Source organism: Mesorhizobium sp. NFR06 (assembly GCF_900115245.1).
Lineage (GTDB): Bacteria > Pseudomonadota > Alphaproteobacteria > Rhizobiales > Rhizobiaceae > Mesorhizobium.
The window spans coordinates 222,300-241,877 of record NZ_FOVT01000006.1 but is presented as its reverse complement, the minus strand read 5'-3'; the positions used below and the strand labels follow the sequence as shown (position 1 = coordinate 241,877).

General features: G+C 64.4%; 21 protein-coding genes and 2 tRNA genes. 9 read left to right on the top strand and 14 right to left on the bottom strand.

Features of this window, described 5'->3' with window-relative positions:
• Positions 1-18 precede the first annotated feature (18 nt).
• The 3 genes from F3H96_RS13810 to F3H96_RS13800 all read right to left on the bottom strand — a co-directional run bounded on the left by F3H96_RS13810 (position 19) and on the right by F3H96_RS13800 (position 2,545).
• Positions 19-95: transfer RNA gene (locus F3H96_RS13810), tRNA-Pro, on the bottom strand.
• A 173-nt stretch (positions 96-268) separates the two neighbouring features.
• A complete protein-coding gene (locus F3H96_RS13805) occupies positions 269-1,444 on the bottom strand; it encodes an NAD(P)/FAD-dependent oxidoreductase (protein ID WP_149802378.1) in 1,176 nt (391 codons plus the stop codon).
• 135 nt (positions 1,445-1,579) lie between these two features.
• Positions 1,580-2,545 (bottom strand): NAD(P)H-dependent oxidoreductase, encoded by a 966-nt coding sequence (locus F3H96_RS13800; protein ID WP_149802279.1) that lies wholly within the window; start codon positions 2,543-2,545, stop codon positions 1,580-1,582.
• 300 nt (positions 2,546-2,845) lie between these two features.
• Between F3H96_RS13800 and F3H96_RS13795 the strand changes: the two genes are divergently transcribed.
• Both F3H96_RS13795 and F3H96_RS13790 read left to right on the top strand, forming a co-directional pair.
• Positions 2,846-3,151, top strand: a complete 306-nt coding sequence (locus F3H96_RS13795; RefSeq protein ID WP_041009755.1) for an ETC complex I subunit — start codon at positions 2,846-2,848, stop codon at positions 3,149-3,151.
• Between the two features lie 44 nt (positions 3,152-3,195).
• Positions 3,196-3,272 (top strand) — tRNA-Arg (locus tag F3H96_RS13790).
• Positions 3,273-3,402: 130 nt separating this feature from the next.
• On the opposite strand, the gene F3H96_RS13785 is transcribed toward F3H96_RS13790, so the two are convergent.
• Complete coding sequence (locus F3H96_RS13785; protein WP_244620002.1) at positions 3,403-4,179, bottom strand: hypothetical protein; 777 nt, start codon at positions 4,177-4,179, stop codon at positions 3,403-3,405.
• 256 nt (positions 4,180-4,435) lie between these two features.
• The gene (locus F3H96_RS13780; RefSeq protein ID WP_149802277.1) at positions 4,436-5,095 is read right to left on the bottom strand and encodes an FkbM family methyltransferase; all 660 of its coding nucleotides are present in this window, start codon (positions 5,093-5,095) and stop codon (positions 4,436-4,438) included.
• 166 nt (positions 5,096-5,261) lie between these two features.
• Here F3H96_RS13780 and F3H96_RS31515 point away from each other — a divergent pair, with 166 nt between their 5' ends.
• Together F3H96_RS31515 and F3H96_RS13770 are read left to right on the top strand one after the other, a co-directional pair.
• A complete protein-coding gene (locus F3H96_RS31515; protein ID WP_149802276.1) occupies positions 5,262-5,855 on the top strand; it encodes a CatB-related O-acetyltransferase in 594 nt (197 codons plus the stop codon).
• A gap of 10 nt (positions 5,856-5,865) precedes the next feature.
• The gene (locus F3H96_RS13770) at positions 5,866-6,831 is read left to right on the top strand and encodes a glycosyltransferase (protein ID WP_149802275.1); all 966 of its coding nucleotides are present in this window, start codon (positions 5,866-5,868) and stop codon (positions 6,829-6,831) included.
• A gap of 298 nt (positions 6,832-7,129) precedes the next feature.
• Here the strand turns inward: F3H96_RS13770 and F3H96_RS13765 are convergent, their stop codons facing one another.
• Positions 7,130-7,372, bottom strand: coding sequence for a DUF982 domain-containing protein (locus tag F3H96_RS13765; RefSeq protein WP_149802274.1), 243 nt, complete (start codon positions 7,370-7,372; stop codon positions 7,130-7,132).
• A 280-nt stretch (positions 7,373-7,652) separates the two neighbouring features.
• Between F3H96_RS13765 and F3H96_RS13760 the strand changes: the two genes are divergently transcribed.
• Positions 7,653-7,937, top strand: coding sequence for a hypothetical protein (locus F3H96_RS13760; RefSeq protein WP_149802273.1), 285 nt, complete (start codon positions 7,653-7,655; stop codon positions 7,935-7,937).
• 26 nt (positions 7,938-7,963) lie between these two features.
• On the opposite strand, the gene F3H96_RS13755 is transcribed toward F3H96_RS13760, so the two are convergent.
• On the bottom strand, positions 7,964-8,209 hold the full coding sequence (locus tag F3H96_RS13755; protein ID WP_149802272.1) for a DUF982 domain-containing protein: 246 nt from the start codon (positions 8,207-8,209) through the stop codon (positions 7,964-7,966).
• 114 nt (positions 8,210-8,323) lie between these two features.
• Positions 8,324-8,518 carry a hypothetical protein gene (locus tag F3H96_RS13750; RefSeq protein ID WP_149802271.1) on the bottom strand — a complete coding sequence of 65 codons (195 nt, stop codon included), beginning with the start codon at positions 8,516-8,518 and terminating at the stop codon, positions 8,324-8,326.
• Positions 8,519-8,942: 424 nt separating this feature from the next.
• On the opposite strand from F3H96_RS13750, the gene F3H96_RS13745 reads away from it, so the two are divergent.
• Positions 8,943-9,302, top strand: a complete 360-nt coding sequence (locus F3H96_RS13745; RefSeq protein ID WP_149802377.1) for a metalloregulator ArsR/SmtB family transcription factor — start codon at positions 8,943-8,945, stop codon at positions 9,300-9,302.
• A 389-nt stretch (positions 9,303-9,691) separates the two neighbouring features.
• Here F3H96_RS13745 and F3H96_RS13740 read toward each other — a convergent pair whose 3' ends face one another.
• The 5 genes from F3H96_RS13740 to F3H96_RS13720 all read right to left on the bottom strand — a co-directional run bounded on the left by F3H96_RS13740 (position 9,692) and on the right by F3H96_RS13720 (position 14,898).
• On the bottom strand, positions 9,692-10,498 hold the full coding sequence (locus tag F3H96_RS13740) for an ABC transporter permease (protein ID WP_149802270.1): 807 nt from the start codon (positions 10,496-10,498) through the stop codon (positions 9,692-9,694).
• 5 nt (positions 10,499-10,503) lie between these two features.
• Positions 10,504-11,337, bottom strand: coding sequence for an ABC transporter permease (locus F3H96_RS13735; protein ID WP_149802269.1), 834 nt, complete (start codon positions 11,335-11,337; stop codon positions 10,504-10,506).
• A gap of 25 nt (positions 11,338-11,362) precedes the next feature.
• Positions 11,363-12,475, bottom strand: a complete 1,113-nt coding sequence (locus F3H96_RS13730) for an ABC transporter substrate-binding protein (protein WP_149802268.1) — start codon at positions 12,473-12,475, stop codon at positions 11,363-11,365.
• Between the two features lie 72 nt (positions 12,476-12,547).
• On the bottom strand, positions 12,548-13,642 hold the full coding sequence (locus F3H96_RS13725; protein WP_149802267.1) for an ABC transporter ATP-binding protein: 1,095 nt from the start codon (positions 13,640-13,642) through the stop codon (positions 12,548-12,550).
• 359 nt (positions 13,643-14,001) lie between these two features.
• Positions 14,002-14,898, bottom strand: a complete 897-nt coding sequence (locus tag F3H96_RS13720; protein WP_149802266.1) for a LysR substrate-binding domain-containing protein — start codon at positions 14,896-14,898, stop codon at positions 14,002-14,004.
• A gap of 94 nt (positions 14,899-14,992) precedes the next feature.
• Here F3H96_RS13720 and F3H96_RS13715 point away from each other — a divergent pair, with 94 nt between their 5' ends.
• The 3 genes from F3H96_RS13715 to F3H96_RS13705 all read left to right on the top strand — a co-directional run bounded on the left by F3H96_RS13715 (position 14,993) and on the right by F3H96_RS13705 (position 18,423).
• Positions 14,993-16,576 (top strand): amidohydrolase, encoded by a 1,584-nt coding sequence (locus F3H96_RS13715; RefSeq protein ID WP_149802265.1) that lies wholly within the window; start codon positions 14,993-14,995, stop codon positions 16,574-16,576.
• Positions 16,577-16,600: 24 nt separating this feature from the next.
• Positions 16,601-17,533 (top strand): dimethylarginine dimethylaminohydrolase family protein, encoded by a 933-nt coding sequence (locus F3H96_RS13710; protein ID WP_149802264.1) that lies wholly within the window; start codon positions 16,601-16,603, stop codon positions 17,531-17,533.
• A gap of 167 nt (positions 17,534-17,700) precedes the next feature.
• Positions 17,701-18,423 carry a 3-keto-5-aminohexanoate cleavage protein gene (locus F3H96_RS13705; RefSeq protein WP_149802263.1) on the top strand — a complete coding sequence of 241 codons (723 nt, stop codon included), beginning with the start codon at positions 17,701-17,703 and terminating at the stop codon, positions 18,421-18,423.
• A 47-nt stretch (positions 18,424-18,470) separates the two neighbouring features.
• On the opposite strand, the gene F3H96_RS13700 is transcribed toward F3H96_RS13705, so the two are convergent.
• Positions 18,471-19,529, bottom strand: coding sequence for a Gfo/Idh/MocA family oxidoreductase (locus F3H96_RS13700; protein WP_149802262.1), 1,059 nt, complete (start codon positions 19,527-19,529; stop codon positions 18,471-18,473).
• Positions 19,530-19,578: the final 49 nt, after the last annotated feature.

The window sequence follows — 19,578 nt, the reverse complement described above, 5'->3', positions numbered from 1 at the left end:
GTTTCTGGGAAGAAGCGATGGTCGGAGTGGCGTGATTCGAACACGCGACCCCCTGATCCCAAATCAGGTGCGCTACCAGGCTGCGCTACACTCCGACGTCCCGCGGCGTATAGGGGGCGCACGCCAGGAAGGCAACACAAAAACGGCAGTGCCCCAATCCGGGACGATGCCGCGGTGTTGAACAGCGCCGGCCCTCGGTTTCGTGGACAAGCAACGGCGCACTGCGGCCGATACTTTCGCGGCTTCATGCGGAAATAGCCGACCCGGCTCAGCGCTTTTGGCCGGCGACCTTCCTGGCGATCGCCGCGGCCTGGATCCTTGCATTGGCAAAGCAGCCGCGAATGCTCGGCCGCATGCCGGTGAACCAGAGCCCGGGCAGCTTCGGGTCGTTCGCAGCGCCGTTGAACAGCGGCACGCCCTTGGCGTCGAGCACGCCGAGCCGGCCCAGCATCGTCTCCAATCCGGTGCGGTAGCCGGTGGCGGCGATGACGATGTCGGGCGCGATCGCCTGGCCATTGTCGAGCACGACGTCGTCGCGCCTGAACTCGCGCAGTTGTGGCACGACGATGATGCGCCCGGCCTTGATGGCCGCGACCGCGCCGTCGTCGGCGGCGATCGCCGTGTAGTCGGAGCCGAGCCGGCTGGCGCCGCCCGACGCGGCGGGGGGCAGGCCGTATTTCGTCAGGTCCCCGAACACCAGGCGCTGCGTTGCCGCCATGGCCGCGTCCGCGACCCTTGTGGGCAGCCTCGCCATGACCGGCGACAGCCGGTGCACCGCGATCTTGCCGATACGTTTGGGCAGCAGCGAGGGCCCGTTGCGCGCCGAAAGCCACATCTGGCCGGTCTCGGCGCGGGAAAGATGGTTGAGCGCATCGAAGCCGGAATTGCCGGCGCCGACCACCAGCACCTTCTTGTCGGCATAGTCGCTCGCCCGGCCGAAATCGGCCGAATGGATGATCCTGCCGGAAAAATCCTTCATGCCTTTCCAGGCCGGGATGAAGGGTTGCCGGTCGCGCCCGGTGGCGATCACCACATATCGCGCCGCCTTCGGGCCCTCGCTTGTCCGCAGCAGCCAGTGGTCGCCGCGAAATTCGATCTCCTCGACCTCGATGCCAAAGGTGATCGGCAGCCGGTGCGTCTCGGCAAAGTCGTTGAGATGGCCGATGACGGTGCTGCGATGCGGGAAGGCCGGCGTTCCGGCCGGATAGGATACGCCGGGCAGCGAAGAGAGGTCGCGATGCGTGTTGAGGTGCAGATTGTCGTGGCGGCGGTGCCAGGGCTCGGCCAGCCGCTGCTCGCGTTCCAGGATTTGCGTCGTCACACCGGCCTTGGTCAGTGCGTGCGAGACAGCGAGCCCCGCGGCGCCCGCGCCGATGACAATCGCGCCGTCCAATATCGCTGGCTCGCCGACCCCCGACGGCAAGGCTTTCGCTTCCGCGCCCATTCGTGTCTTTATCGCCGTCGTCATGCCTTCTAGTGGCACGACCATGTATCTGACATATGCCGCCCACGGGCCAAAAGGAATAGGGGCCCGTTGCAAAGACCTTCGGCATTGTGTCGCGGATTTTATGAACGCCGGCTAATGAGCGGGGTCGGCGTGGCGATGCGCCAGCTTGAACGCGCCATCCTCCAGCCGGAACACCTCAGTCACCCGCAAGGTCATCTCGGTTGGCTCGCCGTTCTTGCCCATGCGCGCCCTGGCATGCTGCAGGCCGGTCCAGAACGCCAGCTCGCCGCTTGCCGACGCCTGCAGCACCTCGAGGTCGGTGCTGCCGCCCTCGTGGAAGCTCGTGGCGTCGCGCTCGTAGCGGCCGGCGACCGTATCGGCGCCTTCGAGATGGTCGCCCCGCGGCGAAAAGAATGTCGCCGGCTCGGAATGCGTCACGATCGCCTTCAACGATGTCGCATCGCCGTTCACGTAATCCTCGGCGATCTTTTCGCGTTGCTTCATGAAGGCGTCGAAGGATGAGCCGCCGGGCCGCGTCGTCTTGATCCAGGTCTCGAATGCGCCCATGAAGTTCTCCAGGAAGGCGGCGGTATCGCTGCTCTTCACCGCGCCATTGGCGTCGAGCAGTTCGGCGGCATTGCCGATATAGGCTTCCGGCTGCTGCATCACCGGCATGTCGAGGAAGACGAAGGTCTGCCTCAGCGCATGGTTGGCGCCGAAGGCGCCGAGCTTGTTCGGAGTGACGCTGACGACGCCGGCGGGAAGGCCCTTGAAGACGCTCTTGCCGAACGGCCGCGAGCCGACATCCAGCGCATTCTTCAGGCAGCCGGGAATCGAGCGGTTGTATTCCGGTGTGACGAAAAGGACGGCATCGCACTCGCGTATTGCGGCGCGAAACGCCGACCATGCGGCCGGCGGGTCGCCCTCCAGATCCTCGTTGTATAAGGGCAATTCGCCGATCTCGATGAAGCGGCAGCGCAGCGAATCCGGGGCGCGGGCGGTCAGCGCCTTGGCGATCTTGCGGCTGAAGGATTGCGCGCGCAGGCTGCCTACGAGCACGGCGAGCTGCAGGACGGCTTGTTCGGTTGCATTGGTCATGGCGAACGTCCGGTTTGATGATGGCAAGGATCGGCCTGGGCCGGCCGATATTTCGATAATGTCGTCAGCCGGGCGAGGTTCCCTGCGCCCGAGGGTCGCTGCGCCCGAGGTTCGCTGGGCCCGAGGTTCCCTGGGCCTGAGGTTCCCTGAGCAATGGCGGGCAGCACGCCGCTTGCGGCCTTGCCGCCGCGGCCATTGCACAGTAATGACGGGTTGGCGCGAGATTTCGGGCTCCCGACAGGATCTCGGAGACGGCGCCGAACAAGAATGCCCGGATTGTCGGGCGGCAAAGAGGTGGTCATGTCCGCGCGTATTTTCAGTCCAGCCAAAACCGCGATGCAGTCCGGCAAGGCCAAGACCGGATATTGGGTGCTGGAGTTCGATCCCGCCCAGCGCAAGAAGATCGATCCGCTGATGGGCTACACCACCTCGGGCGACATGCTGAGCCAGGTGAAGCTCACCTTCGACACGAAGGAAGAGGCGGTAGCCTACGCCGAAAAGGAAAAGATCGCCTATCGCGTCGAAGAGCCGAAGGAAGCCAAGCGCCGGCAGATTTCCTATTCGGACAATTTCCGCTATGACCGCAGGACGCCCTGGACGCACTGACGTCGAGTCTGGTGTAACCCGCATCGGCCGGCTCGGCCGCCGACGGTCCCGTAGCTCAGCTGGATAGAGCACCGGCCTTCTAAGCCGATGGTCGCAGGTTCGAATCCTGCCGGGATCGCCAATCTATTCAATGGCTTGTGAGATCCGGTTGACTATGGATCTAAGCCTTCGCGAAGCGATCAACCACCAAGCCCACGACCCATTGGCGGTGTGTTATTGCCGCGAGGGCCAGACCGCGTGGAAGCCACCGGTCAGAAGTCGCTCACGCCCTGTCCGGCCGGGCCGCCCAGATAAGTGTTCCAGACATAGTCGCGAAGCATTTGCCGATGCTCCGCGGTTCGATGATGATAGCCAGGCCTTTCGGGGTATGACACGCCGGCGAGGTGAAAGAAGGCGCCGTCGATGACCTCGTGGTGCCCGACCGCGCCCGCCATCGTCATCGGCCGCTGCTCCAGCGTCGCGACGGCGACCTCCGTCTCGGCGAGCTTCGAGTAGAGGGCCGCCCAGTTTGCGCCGCCGGTGTCGAGGCCAAGGCTCAAGCGGGGGTCGAAATTCAGTTTGCAGGCGGCCACCGCGGAGAACCGGTAGAAGCAGTAGCCTGCCCACAGGTTCCAGTGCCGATCATCCGGCCCGGCCTTGTAGACGTGGTTTTCGCTGCCGTATGCCCTGCGTCCATACACGGTTTTGCCGGCCAGCTTGGACGGGATGTCGAACGGCGCGACCGGGAAGCAGTCGTGATCGATGAAGCCGAAAAGCTCCGGCTTCAAGTGGCGCACGATGTTGTGGAACGCCCATGTGATCGCCGTTCCGTGCGACCTCGACAGGTGCTTTTCGACCCGCATCGGCAGGGCAAGGTAGGGCACGCCGCGCATTTTGCAGACGCGCGCAATAGCTTGCCTGGCCTCGACCTTCGTTGAGTTGTCGACGACGACCAGCGTCATGCCAGGCGACTGCATTTCCCACGCTTTCGTCAAGGCGTCGATCACCCACGGCGTGTTGAATGCGATCGTGATGCACACGCGGGACACGCCGGCTTCCTGGAGTTGCTTGGCAAGCAGGCGGCCGGATGCCCGTCCTCGATATTCGAAAATCTTGTAAACGAATTGGTTTCTGAGCGTCTTTACCCGGATGACGGCCCGGTTTTTGCTCAATCCGTCCACTATTGGTTTGAATGCCAACGCTGCCTCGCATGAATGGCAACCCCGACGTTCTCTTTGCTCGGGGCCTCTGAAAAATCAAACGGCTTCAAGTTGGCCGCTTGAGCAGTCGCCTGGCGACTTGGGATCATCCCCAATCCAGGTCGATGTTGGCTATACCCTCGCGGAAAATTCGCTGGCGCAGCGCTCCGATCCTGGCGGCCAAGTCCGGCGACAGCCTTTCATGAGTCTCGACGAGGATGCGACCGATCGAGCGATGGACGCCGTCGTCCAGCATCGCTTCGATGCATTCCGCCTCGGCGCCCTCGATGTCCATTTTGACGATGGCAATAGGGTCGCGAATTCCTTTCAGGTAATCCACCAGGTCGACCACTTCGACTTCAAAAGCGCTCCCTTTCGCATGCGCGGGTACCTCGAATAGGGATGACCACTCTGTCATGCGGATGTTCTGCGCATCCGGCCTTTGATGCAGGGTGGCCTTTCGTGCCGACCCGCCGACTGCTTTCGGGATGATCGTGACCCGCTCGTCGTTGCGGAAACGGCGCCTCAGCACCTCAAGCGCGGTAGGATCCGGTTCGAAGGCGATGACCCTCATGCCATAGCTCAAGGCATGACGGGTAACATCCCCGATATTGGCGCCTAGATCGATGAACAGGCCATTTGCCGGGGTGGCTTTCATCAACTGATGGAAATTGAATTCGGCCTGCCTCTTCGGGCGCTGCGGACGATGCCATCGGCGGTACAAATGCCAGCGCAGTATGAATTCGAGATAGCTTTCCTGTAACACTGTCCACCCGCCTTCTGACCGATGTGGCGGGTATAGTCTTGGCCTGATCGCGTATCAACCGGTGCTTCCATGGTCGCTTCGACGGGAAGTTTCGGAACGTCCTGGGCTTGCTGCTTCGACTGATCTGCGGCTATGTCGCCCGAGGGCTGAGGGGGGAGGATTGCGAATGTCGACATTTTCCAAATGGCTGAAGGATGTCCGCTCCAAAATACCGGAGCATGTGACCGTTGGCCGTCACACCTACGGCGTGACATGGCGAAAGGTGTTGTTTCCTTCGAAAGAGGCTCCGCTGGAAGTCGGTGCCTTCTGCTCGGTCGCCGGCCAGATGCTCTTCATGTGCTCCGGCCAGCATCAGATCGGCAGCGCAACCTCGTTCCCGATTTACAGCCGACTGCTCAAGCAGCCCGAGCCGATCGCAAATGGCGGCAGACCGGGTGGCATCATTGTCGGCAATGATGTCTGGATAGGCCATGGCGCAATAATTTTGCCGGGCGTTCAAATCGGCGATGGCGCCGTCGTCGGGGCAGGAGCTGTGGTCACCAGGAACGTGCCGTCCTACGCGATCGTGGGTGGCTCCCCGGCAAGGTTGATCAGATACCGCTTCCCCGAAGAGATCATTTCGAAGCTGCTGGCAATCCAGTGGTGGCATTGGAACGACGATAAGATCAAGGACGAGGCGGCCGCGCTTTCCGGTCCCATTGAAACTTTCGTAGCTCGGCATTTTGTGGCAGGCACCGCCAGCAAATCGGTCCGGGGGTAGATGACGGCGAATGACGAAATCATGTTTTTTCGTAGCGGCTGATGCCAGGTACTTTCCCTATGCCTGTCTTGCAGCGCGCCGGATATTGGATGTTTCACAAAAACCGACGGACGGTTTCATTCTTCATCTAGGAGCGAGCGACGCCGACAAAAGCGTCGCCGATCGTCTGTTGAAGGATCGCATTCAGGTGGTTGATGTTGCGGGATTCATGGCCGCGTCAGGTTACCGCTTTCGCCCCGGCAGCGTCGCGACGTTCGTCCGGCTCTTTGTCGATCAGCTTGCGGAGTTCGCGCCTTACGACCGCATTGCGCATGTCGACTGCGACGTTCTTTTCAACCGGGACATAGCCGACCTGGTGGGACAGCCGGTTCATGCGCCGTTGCTCGCTGCGCATGATGACTACATGTATTTCCGGCCAGCTTACCGGGAAAAAATGTCCATGCAGCCGGGCGCCCCCTACTTCAACGCCGGCATCATCGTGTTCAACATGGCGCCGGTGCGCGAACAACAGCTTATGAAGGAAGCCCGCAAGCTCGCTGTCGAAGGTCAGATGAACGATCAAAATGCCCTCAACGTCGTCTTCGAGGGCAAATGGCAGACAATGCATCCAAACTGGAATCTCCAATCGCTTGGCACGAGGGAATTCCGCTTCTCGCAAGCCTGGGCCAGGCATTTCGCGGGCGGCAAGCCGTGGGGCAACCAGGTCGGGGTCGAACTCGAAGCGCTCAGCGTCTGGCGCGATCTGGCCAGGGACACGCCCTGGGGCAAACCCTTCGAGCAGCGCATACCTTTCGAACGCGGCATGACGAAGCGCTTCCTCCGGCGCTTTGACGCCCTTGCCGGCCTTTTCGGCAAGGACGTGCAGCGCCGCCGGGCCAGATATGACGGCACGAAGATGCACCGCATCTACGCCAGGCAAGCGGACGAAGGAGCGATGGCGGTCCAGTTTCCGGAGGTGCTCGGCGGGTTCGCCTGATCGGGCCGCGCCCGGCCGACCGGCCGGTACCTGTGGATAGTAACCGCCCGTTTACCACGTCGCGGCGCTTGCGTTGCAGTCCGCGGCCCGACTCGCCCAAATGGAACGGCCTGAACCCGTCAGGCAACCCTGAAGCCCAGCGGCCGGCGTTTTCATGTACCCCACCGGATGCGTTCCAACGCAATCCTGCGTATGCGTCGGCCGTCACTTCGCCTGCCCAAAAGCACAGGCCCGCCGCGGCAATGGGAAACCGCGACGGGCCTGGCGGCGCCCCCGTGGGCACCATGGATACTTTAGGCTAGGCGAGCAGGCCGGCGACCTTGGCCGCTTTGCGCAGCGTCTTGCGGGCTTCCACAGGGCTGCGCAGGCCGTCTAGCGCATCGCGGCATACGCGGCTCGCGGAGCGCCAGGCGCGGTCGCGCGCCTTTCTCGGCCAGCGTTGGTCCAGGCATTCCATCGCCTCGAAGCAGGTTGAGACTTTGCGACGGCCGTTTGGCTGGAAATCGATCACCACCGGTTCGGAAAACCAGACATCGTTCATCACTTTCTCCGTTCTTATGATCGTCTTTTGAGCAAGCAATCGGCGCCGGACGGCGCCCGATGCGGGTCCGCTTCGAGGGACCCGCGCGTTAACCATCTATCGGGCGTTAGGTTCCGAAGTTTTTTGAGACGCCGATGCCCCGCGTTCGGACCGGCTCATCGTCACCCGCGAACCCGCGATCCGAGCACCTCAAAGATCACGTGACCAAAGTCACTGGTCTCGCCCTCGCGGCCGACGCTAGTCAATCGGGACGCGCCGTTGAAACGCGGGAACACCTCTCATGCTGATCGCCGTGCTTGCGTCCACCATGACCGCCGCCACGCCGATCGCGACCGCTTTCGGGCTTTTTGAGGAGGCTGAGCGCAGCTGTTTGCCGCTGAAGCGGGTCGCAAGCATCGGTTCCGGCCGGCGCGCCGGCTTCCGGCCAATTGCCGCCATCGATAGGGGCCGGCTCGCGGGCATGTCCACTCCGCTCCACCTTGCCATGTGCGTTTTGCGGGCCGCGATCCTGCTCTCGCCGGCAGCGTTCGCCGTCACGGTGCTTTTATTGCTCTTCTACCGATAGCCCGGTCGTCAGGTGCCGCCTTGGGTCTATTCGACCAGCACATGCGCCTCGCGCGCGGCGACGATGAAGGCCTCCCTGGCGTTGTCCGCCGAGACGTCGCCGCGGATCGCCCGGCGGCAGGCGCGCAAGGCCGCGCCATGCTGCGCGCTGCCGGCGTCGCGCCATTGGCCGGTCAGCAGCTCGATGGCTTGCTCAGCGTTGGATATGTGGCGGATCGAGCCGGAAACGCCGACGGCCACTTCTACCGGCTTGGAAAACCATCCCTGCATCATCGCGAAAACCCCGCTGCTTGCCGAACGCATTGGAACACGAGGTTTTTCAGGAAGTTCCATTCCGGACTGTCAATTTTGCGTGAAACCGGCTCATGACGATCCAAGTACACCCGCTCATCTCCCGAGCGGCTTCCGCGACAGTTCGATCAGTTCCGCCTCATCAGTGATGCCGGCCATGTAATTGGCGATGATGCGCGAGGCGCGTGCTTCCTTCTGCTCGGCGGTTTCGCCCTCGACAGCGCCTTTCTGATAGACACGGCCAAGCATGGCCGTTTCATCGGGGTTGAAAGTGCTGCGTACGGCGGACATGGCTTCCTCCTCTGCCCGGCCCTCGTGCCCGGCCAATATTAGCATGCTTTCAAGTTGGGGGTGAGTCGCGGCGACATCGCGGCAGGTGTCTTCAGGCCGGCACGGCGGCTGGTATGCTTCTTCGCCTGCGGCCGGCCGTTGTTTTGCCGGCCTCGTTATGTTCTTGATGAAGGAGCGCTGCGCTGATACGCATTAGCAGTGCGGAATTTTTCCGAGTCTGCATCGACTTGCGCCTGGAAAAGCGCCGCGCTTTTGTCCGAGACCAGCATCCCCGTCGTGGTGGCAACCGGGTTACGAAGGGGTTCTGGTCGAAAAGAAGCAGGGTCGGTCCCGTATCCAAACCGGGGCAGACCCACCAACGCTCTGGAACTCTGAAGCCATCGCCCCCATGGCCTTCGGAAGAGCATGAAGCATGGGGAAATCGATGGTCACCAAGAAACTTACCGCCAACGCAGAAAGCGCGGCAGCCTTTCTCGCGGTGATGGGCAACGAGAAGCGTCTGCTCATCATGAACTATCTCGCCGAGGGCGAACTCTCTGTCGGCGTGCTCGCCGACAAGGTCGAACTCAGCCAGTCGGCGCTGTCGCAACACCTGGCCAAACTGCGCAGGTTTGGCCTGGTGGAAACCCGCCGCGATCGTCAAATGGTCTATTATTCGTGCAAGTCATCGGCAGCGCGCGAGCTTCTGGCGCTGCTCGACGGCTTGCTGGCCACGGGCAAGCCGCTTGCCGGGCCGGCAAGGCAGGCTTTTGTCGAGAGGATGCGGCGGCCGCAGGCCGCCTGAACCGCCTGCTACGCACGGACGAGGCCGGGGGGCCTTCGTCCGGCGCGGCGCCTCGACGACGCGGAACCGCGAGCACACAGGCCGCATGGCGCCGCCGCTCATGTTCCGGCGCGTCCTGAAGCCGACGCTGTCAGGCAGCCTGTCACATTTGCTTGAGAGGCCGTGCTTCGAATATCGGCCGACGACTTCAAACCTTTGATAGGGCAGGCTTTTTTCGTATGGCCGGCCGACTCGTCCGGGCGAAGATTACGGATTTGTAAGTCGCGCGGCCGAGCCCCGTTGGCTAACCTCCGAGGAGATCCACACCCCCGGATCATGACGGCGCCGAACTTCCACTTCGGCTCCACAAGAGGCTCGCCGCTGCCGGCGGGCCTCTTTCGTTTCGGGCGTCATGGCGTGGGTTGCCGCCGTGCGATCAGGCTGCGCGCGATGAGCACCAGCACGGTGATGATGATCAGGATAACCGAAAGCGCCGCGATCGCCGGGTCGATGTTGTCGCGCAGGCCCATCCACATCAGGCGCGGCAGCGTGATCGCGTTGACCGAGGTGATGAACAGCGTGACGCCGATCTCCTCCCAGGACAGCACGAAGGAAAGCAGCGCGGCGGTGACGATGCCGAACTTGATGTTGGGCATGATGATGCGCGTCGCGCGCTCCCACACGCTGGCGCCGAGCCCGCGCGCGGCGAGGTCGATGCGGCGGTCGAGCTGGCTGAGCGACACCAAAATGAGCACCGTGGCGAAGGGCACCGTCATCACCGAATGCGCCATGGCGACACCCAGCCATGTGTCGTAGCCGAAGAAGGACGAGATGCCGGAAACCGAGGTGAGCAGGAAATAGAGCGTCACCGCCGAGACCACCGGCGGCACCACCATCGGCAACAGCACGAAGCCGACGAGGGCTGCGGTGAAGCGCGGCTGGAACATCCACACGCCAAGGCTGAAGGTGAGCGCGAGCAGCGTCGAGAAGGCGCTGCTGACCACGCCGATCCGCAACGAGAGCAGGATCGAGTCCAGCCAGCGCGGGTCCTCGATCAGCGAGCGGTAGTGGCGCAGCGACAACTCACCCGTCGGCATCGTCAGCATGCGGCTCGGCGTCAGCGACACCGGGATGACGGCAAGCAGCGGCATGAGCAGGAACAGCGCCACCACGACGGCGAGGACGAGCGAGACGGGACCGGGGCGGTAGGTCGGCATCTCGGCTACACCAGTTGCTTCGGTTTGACGTAGCGGAACAACAGCGCCATCAGCGCGCCGACGAACACCACCAGCACGACACTGATCGCCGCGCCCAATCCCCAGTCCGGGCTCTGGAAGATGCGCAGATAAATGAGCTCCGCGATCATGACGCTGCGGCCGCCGCCGAGGATCGCCGGCGTAACGAAGAAGCCGAGCGAGAAGACGAAGACGATCAGCGCCGAGCCGATGATGCCGGAGCGCGTCATCGGCACGAACACGGTCCAGAAGGTGCGCATGCGGCTGGAGCCCAGGCCGCGTGCGGCAAGCAGCACGCGCTCGTCGAGGCTGCGCATCGCCGACGCCAGCGGGAACACCGCGAAGGGGATGAGGAAATGCGACATGCCGACGATGACGCCGAACTCGTTGCGCACCAGGGTCAGCGGCTCGGAGATGAAGCCGATCGATTGCAGCCAGGTGTTGATCAGGCCGCGGTTGGACAAAAGCGCCACCCAGCCGAAGGCGCGCGTCAAGACCGAGATCCAGAACGGCACCAGGATGCAGAATTCGGCGAGCACGCGCTGCACCGGGCTGCCGCGCACCCACACCACGGTGATCGCATAGGCCGCCGTGACCGAAACGACGGTAACGATGGCCGCGATGCGCAGCGTGCGGATGAACACCGACTGCACCAGGTCGTCGGTGAGCAGCGCATGGTACTGACCGAGGCCCGGCGTGGGGAGCGTAAAACTCCACTTCACCACGCCGAGGAACGGCCAGGCATAGGCAAGGATCAGGAACAGGAGCAGCGGCGCCATCAACAGCGCCGCGCCTATCCTGTCGGAGAGGATGCCTCTCATGTCAGGGTCGCATCTCGGCCTTGGATCAGGCCGAGATGATCTTGGTGTATTCGTCGAGCGCGGCGCCGTAGTTCTTGGCGTACCACTCCATGTCGAGCGGGATCTGCTTCTTCATGTTGTCCGGGTCGACCGGGTTGATGCGCTTCTTGTCGGCCGGGATCAGCGCGTCGGCGGCCGGGTTCGCCGGGCCCTGGCCGAGCTTGTCGAACATGACGAGCTCCTTTTGCGGATCCTGCGTGCTGGCGATGAACTTCATCGCCGCGTCCTTGCCGCCGGGATTGTTCTTCAGCACCGCCAGCGCGCCGGGCGAGATCAGGCCCTGGTCCCAGATGAACTTGATCTGGCCGCCGGAGTCCTGCTCGATCAGCGAGGCGCGCGTCGACCACACGATCGCCATCGAGGCCTCGCCGTTGAGCAGCACGCTCTGGCTTTCGGCGCCGCCGCCCCAATAGGAGACGACGTTTTCCTTGAAGGCGGCGATCTTGTCATGCGCGCGCTTGAGGTCCAGCGGATAGAGCGAGGCGGGTGCCACGCCGTCGGCCAGAAGCGCCGCTTCCCAGCTCGACACGCCCCATTTGTAGAGCGAGCGCTTGCCGGGGAATTTCTTGACGTCGAAGAAATCGGCCATGCCGGTCGGCGCGTTGGAGCCGAATTTCTGCGAGTCGTAGGCGATCACATAGGAGAAGAAATAGGTCGACGCCGCGTATTCCCAGCCGAAGCCCGGCCGCATCTTGCTCTTGTCGACGATCTTGTAGTCGATCGGCTCCAGCATGCCCTGGCCGCCGAGCGTGATGGCCGAAAACGGGTCGACGTCGACCAGGTCCCAGGTCGGCGCGCCGCTCTTGAACTGCGCGGCAATCGCGCCTTCGGTCGGGCCTGAGCCGTCCATCTTGACCGGAATGCCGGTTTCCTTGGTGAAGGCCTGGCCGTAGGCGGCGTCGTAGGCGGTGATGGCGTCGCCGCCCCAGTTCACCAGCACCAGCCCCTTGGTCTCGGCGAAAGCGCCGGTGGAGCGCATCAGCAGTGGCGTGCCGGCAAGCACGAGGCCGGCAAGCTGCGCGAACTGGCGGCGCGAGATCTCGCCGCTCTTTGTCCTCTCGGCGAGGGATTCGATCGTCTGTTTCTTCGTATCGTTCATGTCAGTTCCCCTTTGTTGTCGTTGATTTGATCCGGAAGCCGGCGCGGCGATCTCAGGCCGCGGCGGCGCTGCTTATTGTCCTCCGTCCGGAAGGAGGAAACCCTTTTCCGCCGGCCAGGTCAGCCAGACGGAATTGCCTTTGCTCAAAGCCGCCGCCGCAACCTCGTTCGGCACCGAGACGGTGACCTTGGCGCCCTGGCGCGTGGTGAGGTCGAGCTTCGTGGCGGCGCCCAGATAGGTCGAGGCGACGGCCGTCGCCGCAATGCCGTTCTCGTTGGCCGAAGCCTCCGGCGCGATCGACATGTCCTCGGGGCGGATGGCGAGGATCGCGTCGCCCTTGATCGCCTCGGCCTTGCAGCGCATGTTGACCGCGCGGTCCTCGCAGAGCCCGGTGGCGCCATGGTCGGCGGGGCGCACGCCCTTCACCGGCAGCATGTTGATCTCGCCCAGGAACTCGGCGACGAAGCGGTTGGCCGGCCTGTCATAGACCTCATCCGGCCTGCCGACCTGCAACAGCTTGCCGTGGTTGAAGATGGCGACACGCGACGACAGCGCCAGCGCCTCGCTCTGGTCGTGGGTGACGAAGACGAAGGTGGTGCCCGTCTCCTGGTGCAGCCGCTTCATCTCGGCCTGCATCTGGCCGCGCAGGCTCTTGTCCAGCGCCGAGAACGGCTCGTCGAGCAGGAGCACGCCCGGCTCGAACACCAGCGCGCGGGCCAGCGCCACGCGCTGCTGCTGGCCGCCGGAAAGCTGCGCCGGCAGTTTCTTCTCATGGCCTTTCAGCCCGACGCGCTCGACCATTTCGCCGATGCGCCGCTTGATTTCGGAAGCAGTTTTCTTGCGCACCTTGAGCGGGAAGGCGATGTTCTGTTCCACGCTCATATGCGGGAACAGCGCATAGCCCTGGAACACCATGCCGGCGGCGCGCTGCTCGGCCGGGCGATCGGTGATGTCTATACCGTCGCTGAAAAGCCTGCCTTCGCTCGGCTGCACGAAGCCGGCCAGGATCATCAGGAAGGTGGTTTTGCCGGAACCGGACGGCCCGAGCAGCGTCAGGAACTCGCCACGGCCGATATCGAGCGTGAGATCATCCAGCGCCCGGAACGAGCCGAAGCTCTTGCCGATCCCGTTCGCCTTGATCTCTGCGGCCCGGCCGGGTTGCTGCATCCTGCCTCTGTCCTTGCTGTTGGTTCAAATCGTAGGCAGCGCCGCCGCTCACCGCAACCGAATAGTTTTCGCCTGATCGGCAAATTTGATTCACGGGTGGGTGGTGGCGCGCATGAAAAGCGCTGGCGGCAGCGCGCTCACCCACGCGGTCGTCATTCTAGGGCGGAGCAAGGAGCGAAGCGACGCGCGCAGACCCTAGAATCCATGCCGTGACCTCCAGGCGCTGCAACGGTGCAGAATTCTGATAGGCCTCGCCTCGCGACCATCACGGCATTGGATCCTCGGGTCAAGCCGGTCAAGCCCGAGGATGACGAACGGAAGATTGGCGCTCCGTCGTACACCCTCCGGCTGTGATTGCCTCAATACTTCGCCAGCCTGTTCTCCGACAGCTTCGCCCTCAGCCAGTCGCTGAAGGCGTTGAGCACCGGGTGCCCGGCCTTGGCATGCTCGAAGACCAGGAAATAGGCGCGCGGCGAGGGCACCGACGCCTCGAACGGCTTGACCAATCGGCCTTCGCTCAGCGCCCGCCGGCCGAGCAACTCGTCGCCCATGGCGATGCCTTGGCCGGCGATCGCCGCCGAAAAGACGAGGTTCATGTCGGAAAAGAAGATGCCGCCCTCGGTATCGGGATTTTCCACTTTGGACAGCGCCAGCCAGCGCGCCCAGTCCTCGGTGTCGGAGAGATGCAGCAGATTGGCGCGCAGCACGTCGGCGGGTTTGGAAAAGCCGCTGACCTTGTTGAGCAGCGTCGGGCTGCAGAGCGGCGTGAAGGCGACTTCGCAGAGCAGCTCGACCGCCCGGTTCGGCCAGTTGCCGACGCCGAAGGCGATGAAGGCGTCAGCCTCCGGATTGCTGACGTCGTCGAGCCGGCGCGGCGTCAGGATCGAGAGCGCCACGTCCGGATACATCTGTTGGAACTCGCCGATATGCGTGCACAGGAACATCGAGGCGAAGCCCGGCGCACAGGAGATGCCGAAGGAGCCGCCGACGCCGGCGCCACTGTTCTGCGTCCCCGCGTCGCCGAGCACGGTCAGCGCCTTTCTGACATCGGCCGCGTAGCGCTGGCCGCGCGGCGTCAGCGCCACGCCCTTGCCGATGCGCTGCAACAGGTCGAAGCCGAGATCGCGCTCGAGCAGCCTCAGCTGATGCGAGACGGCACTTCGGGTGATGTGGAGTTCGTCGGCGGCGCGCCACACGCTGCCGTGGCGGGCGAAGCTGTCGAGGGCGCGCAGCGCCTGCGTGGAAGGTATTCGCAAGAGGCCTCAGGTGAACCGAATTTGCACGAGCCGGGAAAACATATCACTTTTTGATGAGCCGCTTCACTGCTTTCTTTGCGGCATGGACAAACCGATGACGACTTCCGCGCAACAAACCGCGCTTGCCTGCATCGACAGCATCCAGCCACTGCTGTCGGCCTGGACGCGCACCATCTTCGATTTCGGCGAGACCGCCTGGCGCGAATACCAGTCGGCGGCCTGGTATGTGGAGCGGCTGAAGCGCGAAGGCTTTTCGGTCGAGGAAGGCTCCGGCGGCATGCCGACCGCCTTCTGCGCCCACTGGACGAATGGCGACGGCCCGGTGATCGGCATGTATGGCGAGTACGACGCCGTGCCCGGCAATTGCCAGGATGCAGCGACGGTCAAGCGCACGCGGCCAGGCCTGGGCACCGAAGCCGGCGGCCACACCGATCCGCATTCCGGCCTCGGCATCGGCAGCCTCGGCGGCCTGCTCGCTACCAAGGCGGCGATGCTGGAGCACGGCATCAAGTGCACTCTGCGTTTCACCGGCGAGCCGGCCGAGAAGGTGAGGGGCTCGAAGCCGATCCATGCGGCGAAGGGCTATTATGACGGCCTCGCCGGCATGATCTCCTTCCATCCCTTCTATATGCTGCCGCTGTGCAACACCGCGCGCTGGGATACGCATTGCGGCGCGGCTTACGCGATGATCTACCGCTTCATCTGCGACGAGCCGCAAAACTGGGGACGCGCCGCGGGCGACGCAGCCCCCATCCCGCAGGCGCATTCGGCGGTCCGCGCCCCCGGCTCCAACGACGCGCTGATGATGATGTACATGGCCTCGAAGGCGCTGCGCGATTCCATGCTGACGCATCAGGGCGGCTGGTCGATCAGCGAGGCGATCCTGACGGCGGGTCAGGCGACCGCGGACAATCTGCCGGCGGGGCTCGCCGAGATCCAGTATATGATCCGCGTGCCGACCATCGCCATGGCCGAGCAGGTCACCGCCGTGCTCGACCGCAACGCGGAAGCGGCCGCGACAATGAGCGGCTGCCGCTACGAGCGCCACTGGGTGTCGAAATCGCGCCCGGGGCTGGCCAACCATGCCATGGCCGACATCACCTATCAGGCGCTGTCGAGCGTCGGCGCGCCACGCTGGGGCGAAGAGGCGAGGGCGATTGCCCGCGAGGTTCAGGTCAACGCCGGCGGCGAGGCGACGGAAAATCCGTTCATCGACGAGCTGGAGCGGCTGATCGCCCCGCAGGACGCCGAGGCGATACTGCGCCGCGACCTGCCGCCGTCGCAGGTGAATTCCACCTCCGACGACTACACCGACATGAGCTGGCACGCGCCGACCTCGCGCTTCTATGTCGCCCGCCCGGCGCTGCGCTCGGCCAACGGCCACGCCTATCCGGCCTGGGTGATGAACGCGCTGGGCGGCATTCCCGCCACCATCGATCCGATGGTGACCTGCGCTGCCAAGACGGTTGCGCTCACCGCGCTGCGCCTGCTCGAGGACAAGGCCGCGCGCGAGGCCGCCATGGACGAGTTCGTCGCCAGAACCGGCGGCGGCGTCGGCGGCTCGAACTGGATCGCGCCGCTCTGCGACTACGACCCCCCGATCCATTTCCGCTGGCCGGAATATGTCACCACGCCGCGCGGCCGCGACTGGTGGATCCCGGCTGCCTCCACTGCCTGACAAATATCAATCGAGGAGAACCCCATGACCGCCCATGACCGCATCGTCGCCGAGCCGTTCTCGCTGCAGCGCCGCAACCCCGCCGGCGGCACCAAGCCGCTGACCGCCTGGGGCTTCGCCAACGAGACCGATGTGCTGACCGACGTGCTGCTCGGCTCGCCCAACTTCCTGCGCCATCTGTCGACCAGCTCGTTGTCGCGCAAACATCTGCGCGAGGCGCCCTGCAACATCCAGATCGCCCAGGCCCAGCACAAGGACCTCGTTGCCGCCTATGAGCATTTCGGCGTCAACATCCACTGGCACGAGCCGACGCCGGAACTGCCGATGCAGGTCTATTCGCGCGACTCCAGCGTCATGACGCCTTACGGCGCCATCATCACCGCCATGGCCAACTGGTGGCGGCGCGGCGAGAACTATGCCGCCATCCGCACCTATGAGAAGCTCGGCATCCCGATCTACGACATGGTCACCGCCGGCACCTTCGAGGGCGGCGACTTCAATGTCATCGAGGAGGGCGTGGTGCTGATCGGCTGCGGCGGCGCCCGCACGCAGGAAGAGGGCGCGCGCCAGGTGCAGGCCTGGTTCGACAAGGAAGGCTGGGAGACGCGCATCGCCTTCATCGACGAGTACTACGTCCATATCGACCTGATGGTGGTGCCGATCGCCGAGAAGCTCACCGCGGTATGCCTCGCCTGCACCGAACCCGGCATCGTCGACTGGCTGAAGGGCAAGGGCCACGAGATCATCGACGTGCCCTTCCAGGACACGATGGCCCTCGGCTGCAACTTCATGTCGCTCGGCAAGGATCGGGTGATCGCGCCGACGTCGAGCAAGACGCTGATCGAAAAGCTGAAGGCGCAGGGCTTCGAGGTCGCCGCCGTCGACATGAGCGAGATCTCCAAGACCGGCGGCGGCATCCACTGCATGGCGCAGGCGCTGAAGCGGGTGCCGGCGTAACGGGCTTTCCGAAGTTCGGCAAACGCTGGACAGTGCGTGTTCCCCAGGCCGGCCGGGGGACATCGCCGTTGCACTGTCGCGGCCTGTCAGGAGAGTTCACCGCATCGGTTCCGACCATCCTGGCCCTGCGCTAGGCTTCCTTCAGCCGAAACAGGATTGCCGCAAAGATGATCGTCCAGGCCTGCCTCAACGGCGCCCGCGCCGGCGATTTCCACCCGGCATTGCCGCTCGATGCCGAAGCCATGGCGCGCGACGCGGCTGCCTCGATCGCGGCGGGTGCAGCCGAGCTGCATGTCCACGCGCGCGGCACCGATGGCGCGGAGAGCCTGGCGCCGGAAGCGATGGACAGGACGGTCGCAGCGCTGCGCCGCGCCTGCCCAGGCACGCTGATCGGCGTTTCCACCGGCGCCTGGATCGAGAAGGACGACCTGCGCACCCTGGTCGCCATCTCCGGCTGGCGCGAGCTGCCCGACTACGCCTCGGTCAATCTCAGCGAGACGGCGGCGCCCGTCGTCATGGAAAGCCTGCGCCAGCGCGGCATCGGCATCGAGGCCGGCCTGGCCTCCATCGCCGACGCCGAGCGGCTCGCCGGCCTCGACCATGGCGGTCGGGTGCTGCGCGTGCTGATCGAGATTTCCGAACAGACGCTGGACGACGCCTTCGCTGTCGCCGACGGCATCGAACAAGTGCTGGAACGCGCCGGCATCAGGCGCTCGATCCTGCTGCATGGCGAGAACGCGACGGTGTGGCCGTTCGTCGAGCGGGCGGCGGCGCGGACCTTTTCGACGCGGGTCGGACTGGAGGATGGCAAGGCGCTTCCGGACGGCAGCGTCGCGGATGGCAATGCCGCGCTGGTCGCGGCGGCGGTCGGGATTTATCGGGGGGCGTAGAAACAGCCAATCTCCCCCGCAAGGGGGGAGATCAGCAGTCTCAAGCCTCACTGCGTTTCCGCGTTGGCCCTCAACTCCGCCCGCTTCTCGTCCGACACCACCGCCAGATCGAGCACCTTCTGCAGGCCCGCCGCGTGGCGGAAGGTCGGCTCGGTCTGCGCGCCGCTCTTCACCGCCTCGACGAAGCGCTGGTAGTTGGTCGGCACCGTGCCGGCGTCGAGCTCCTCCCATTTGGCGTTCTCGACATTGGCGCCAACACAGGCTCTCAGCAGCGAGCCGTCGAGATTGTGCACCACCTCGATGCCGCCCTTGTCGCCATAGATGCGCAGGCGCAGCTCGTTGATATGGCCGGTGGCCCATCGGCTGGCGTGCACCACGCCGAAGGCGCCGTTGGCGAAGTCGAGTGTCATGGCGAAACTGTCGTTGGCGTCGAGCTGGTACTCGCCGATGCGGTTGTCCGGCGCCTTGTCGAAGGCGCGCAGTCGACAAAACACATGGTCGATGTCTAGCGCCGCGCCGTAGCTGGCGAAATCGAGGATGTGGATGCCGACATCGCCGAGCACGCCGTTCGAGCCATGGCCGCGCGACAGCCGCCACAGCCATTTCGGGTCGGTGCGCCAGTCGCCCCAGAATTTCGAAACCAGCCAGCTCTGCAGGTAGGATGCCTCGACATGGCGCACCGTGCCGATCTCGCCGGCCTGCACCATCTGGCGCGCCTTCTGCAAAGGCGCGACGTTGCGGTAGGTGAGGTTGACCATGTTGACGACACCGGCGGCTTCCGCCGCATCGGCCATTTCGCTTGCCTTGCCGAAATTTTCCGCCAGCGGCTTCTCGCACAGCACCGGCTTGCCGGCGGCGACCAGCGCCATGGTGGTAGGGTGGTGGATGCGGTCGGGCGTGACATTGGCGACGGCGTCGAAATCGCCCCAGTCGAGCGCCGCCTCCAGCGAGGCGAAGCGCTTCGGAATCTTGTAGGCGTCGGCGAATTCGCCGACGCGCGTCGCGTCGAGATCGACGGCCGCCGCCAGCTCGACGCCCTCAATGGCGCCGAAGCGGCGCGCATGCTCCTGCGCCATCCAGCCGGTACCGAGTATCAAAAGCCGCATTTTTGCTCCTCTAAACGGATTGGTTCGATTCAATGTATGAGGTGAATTC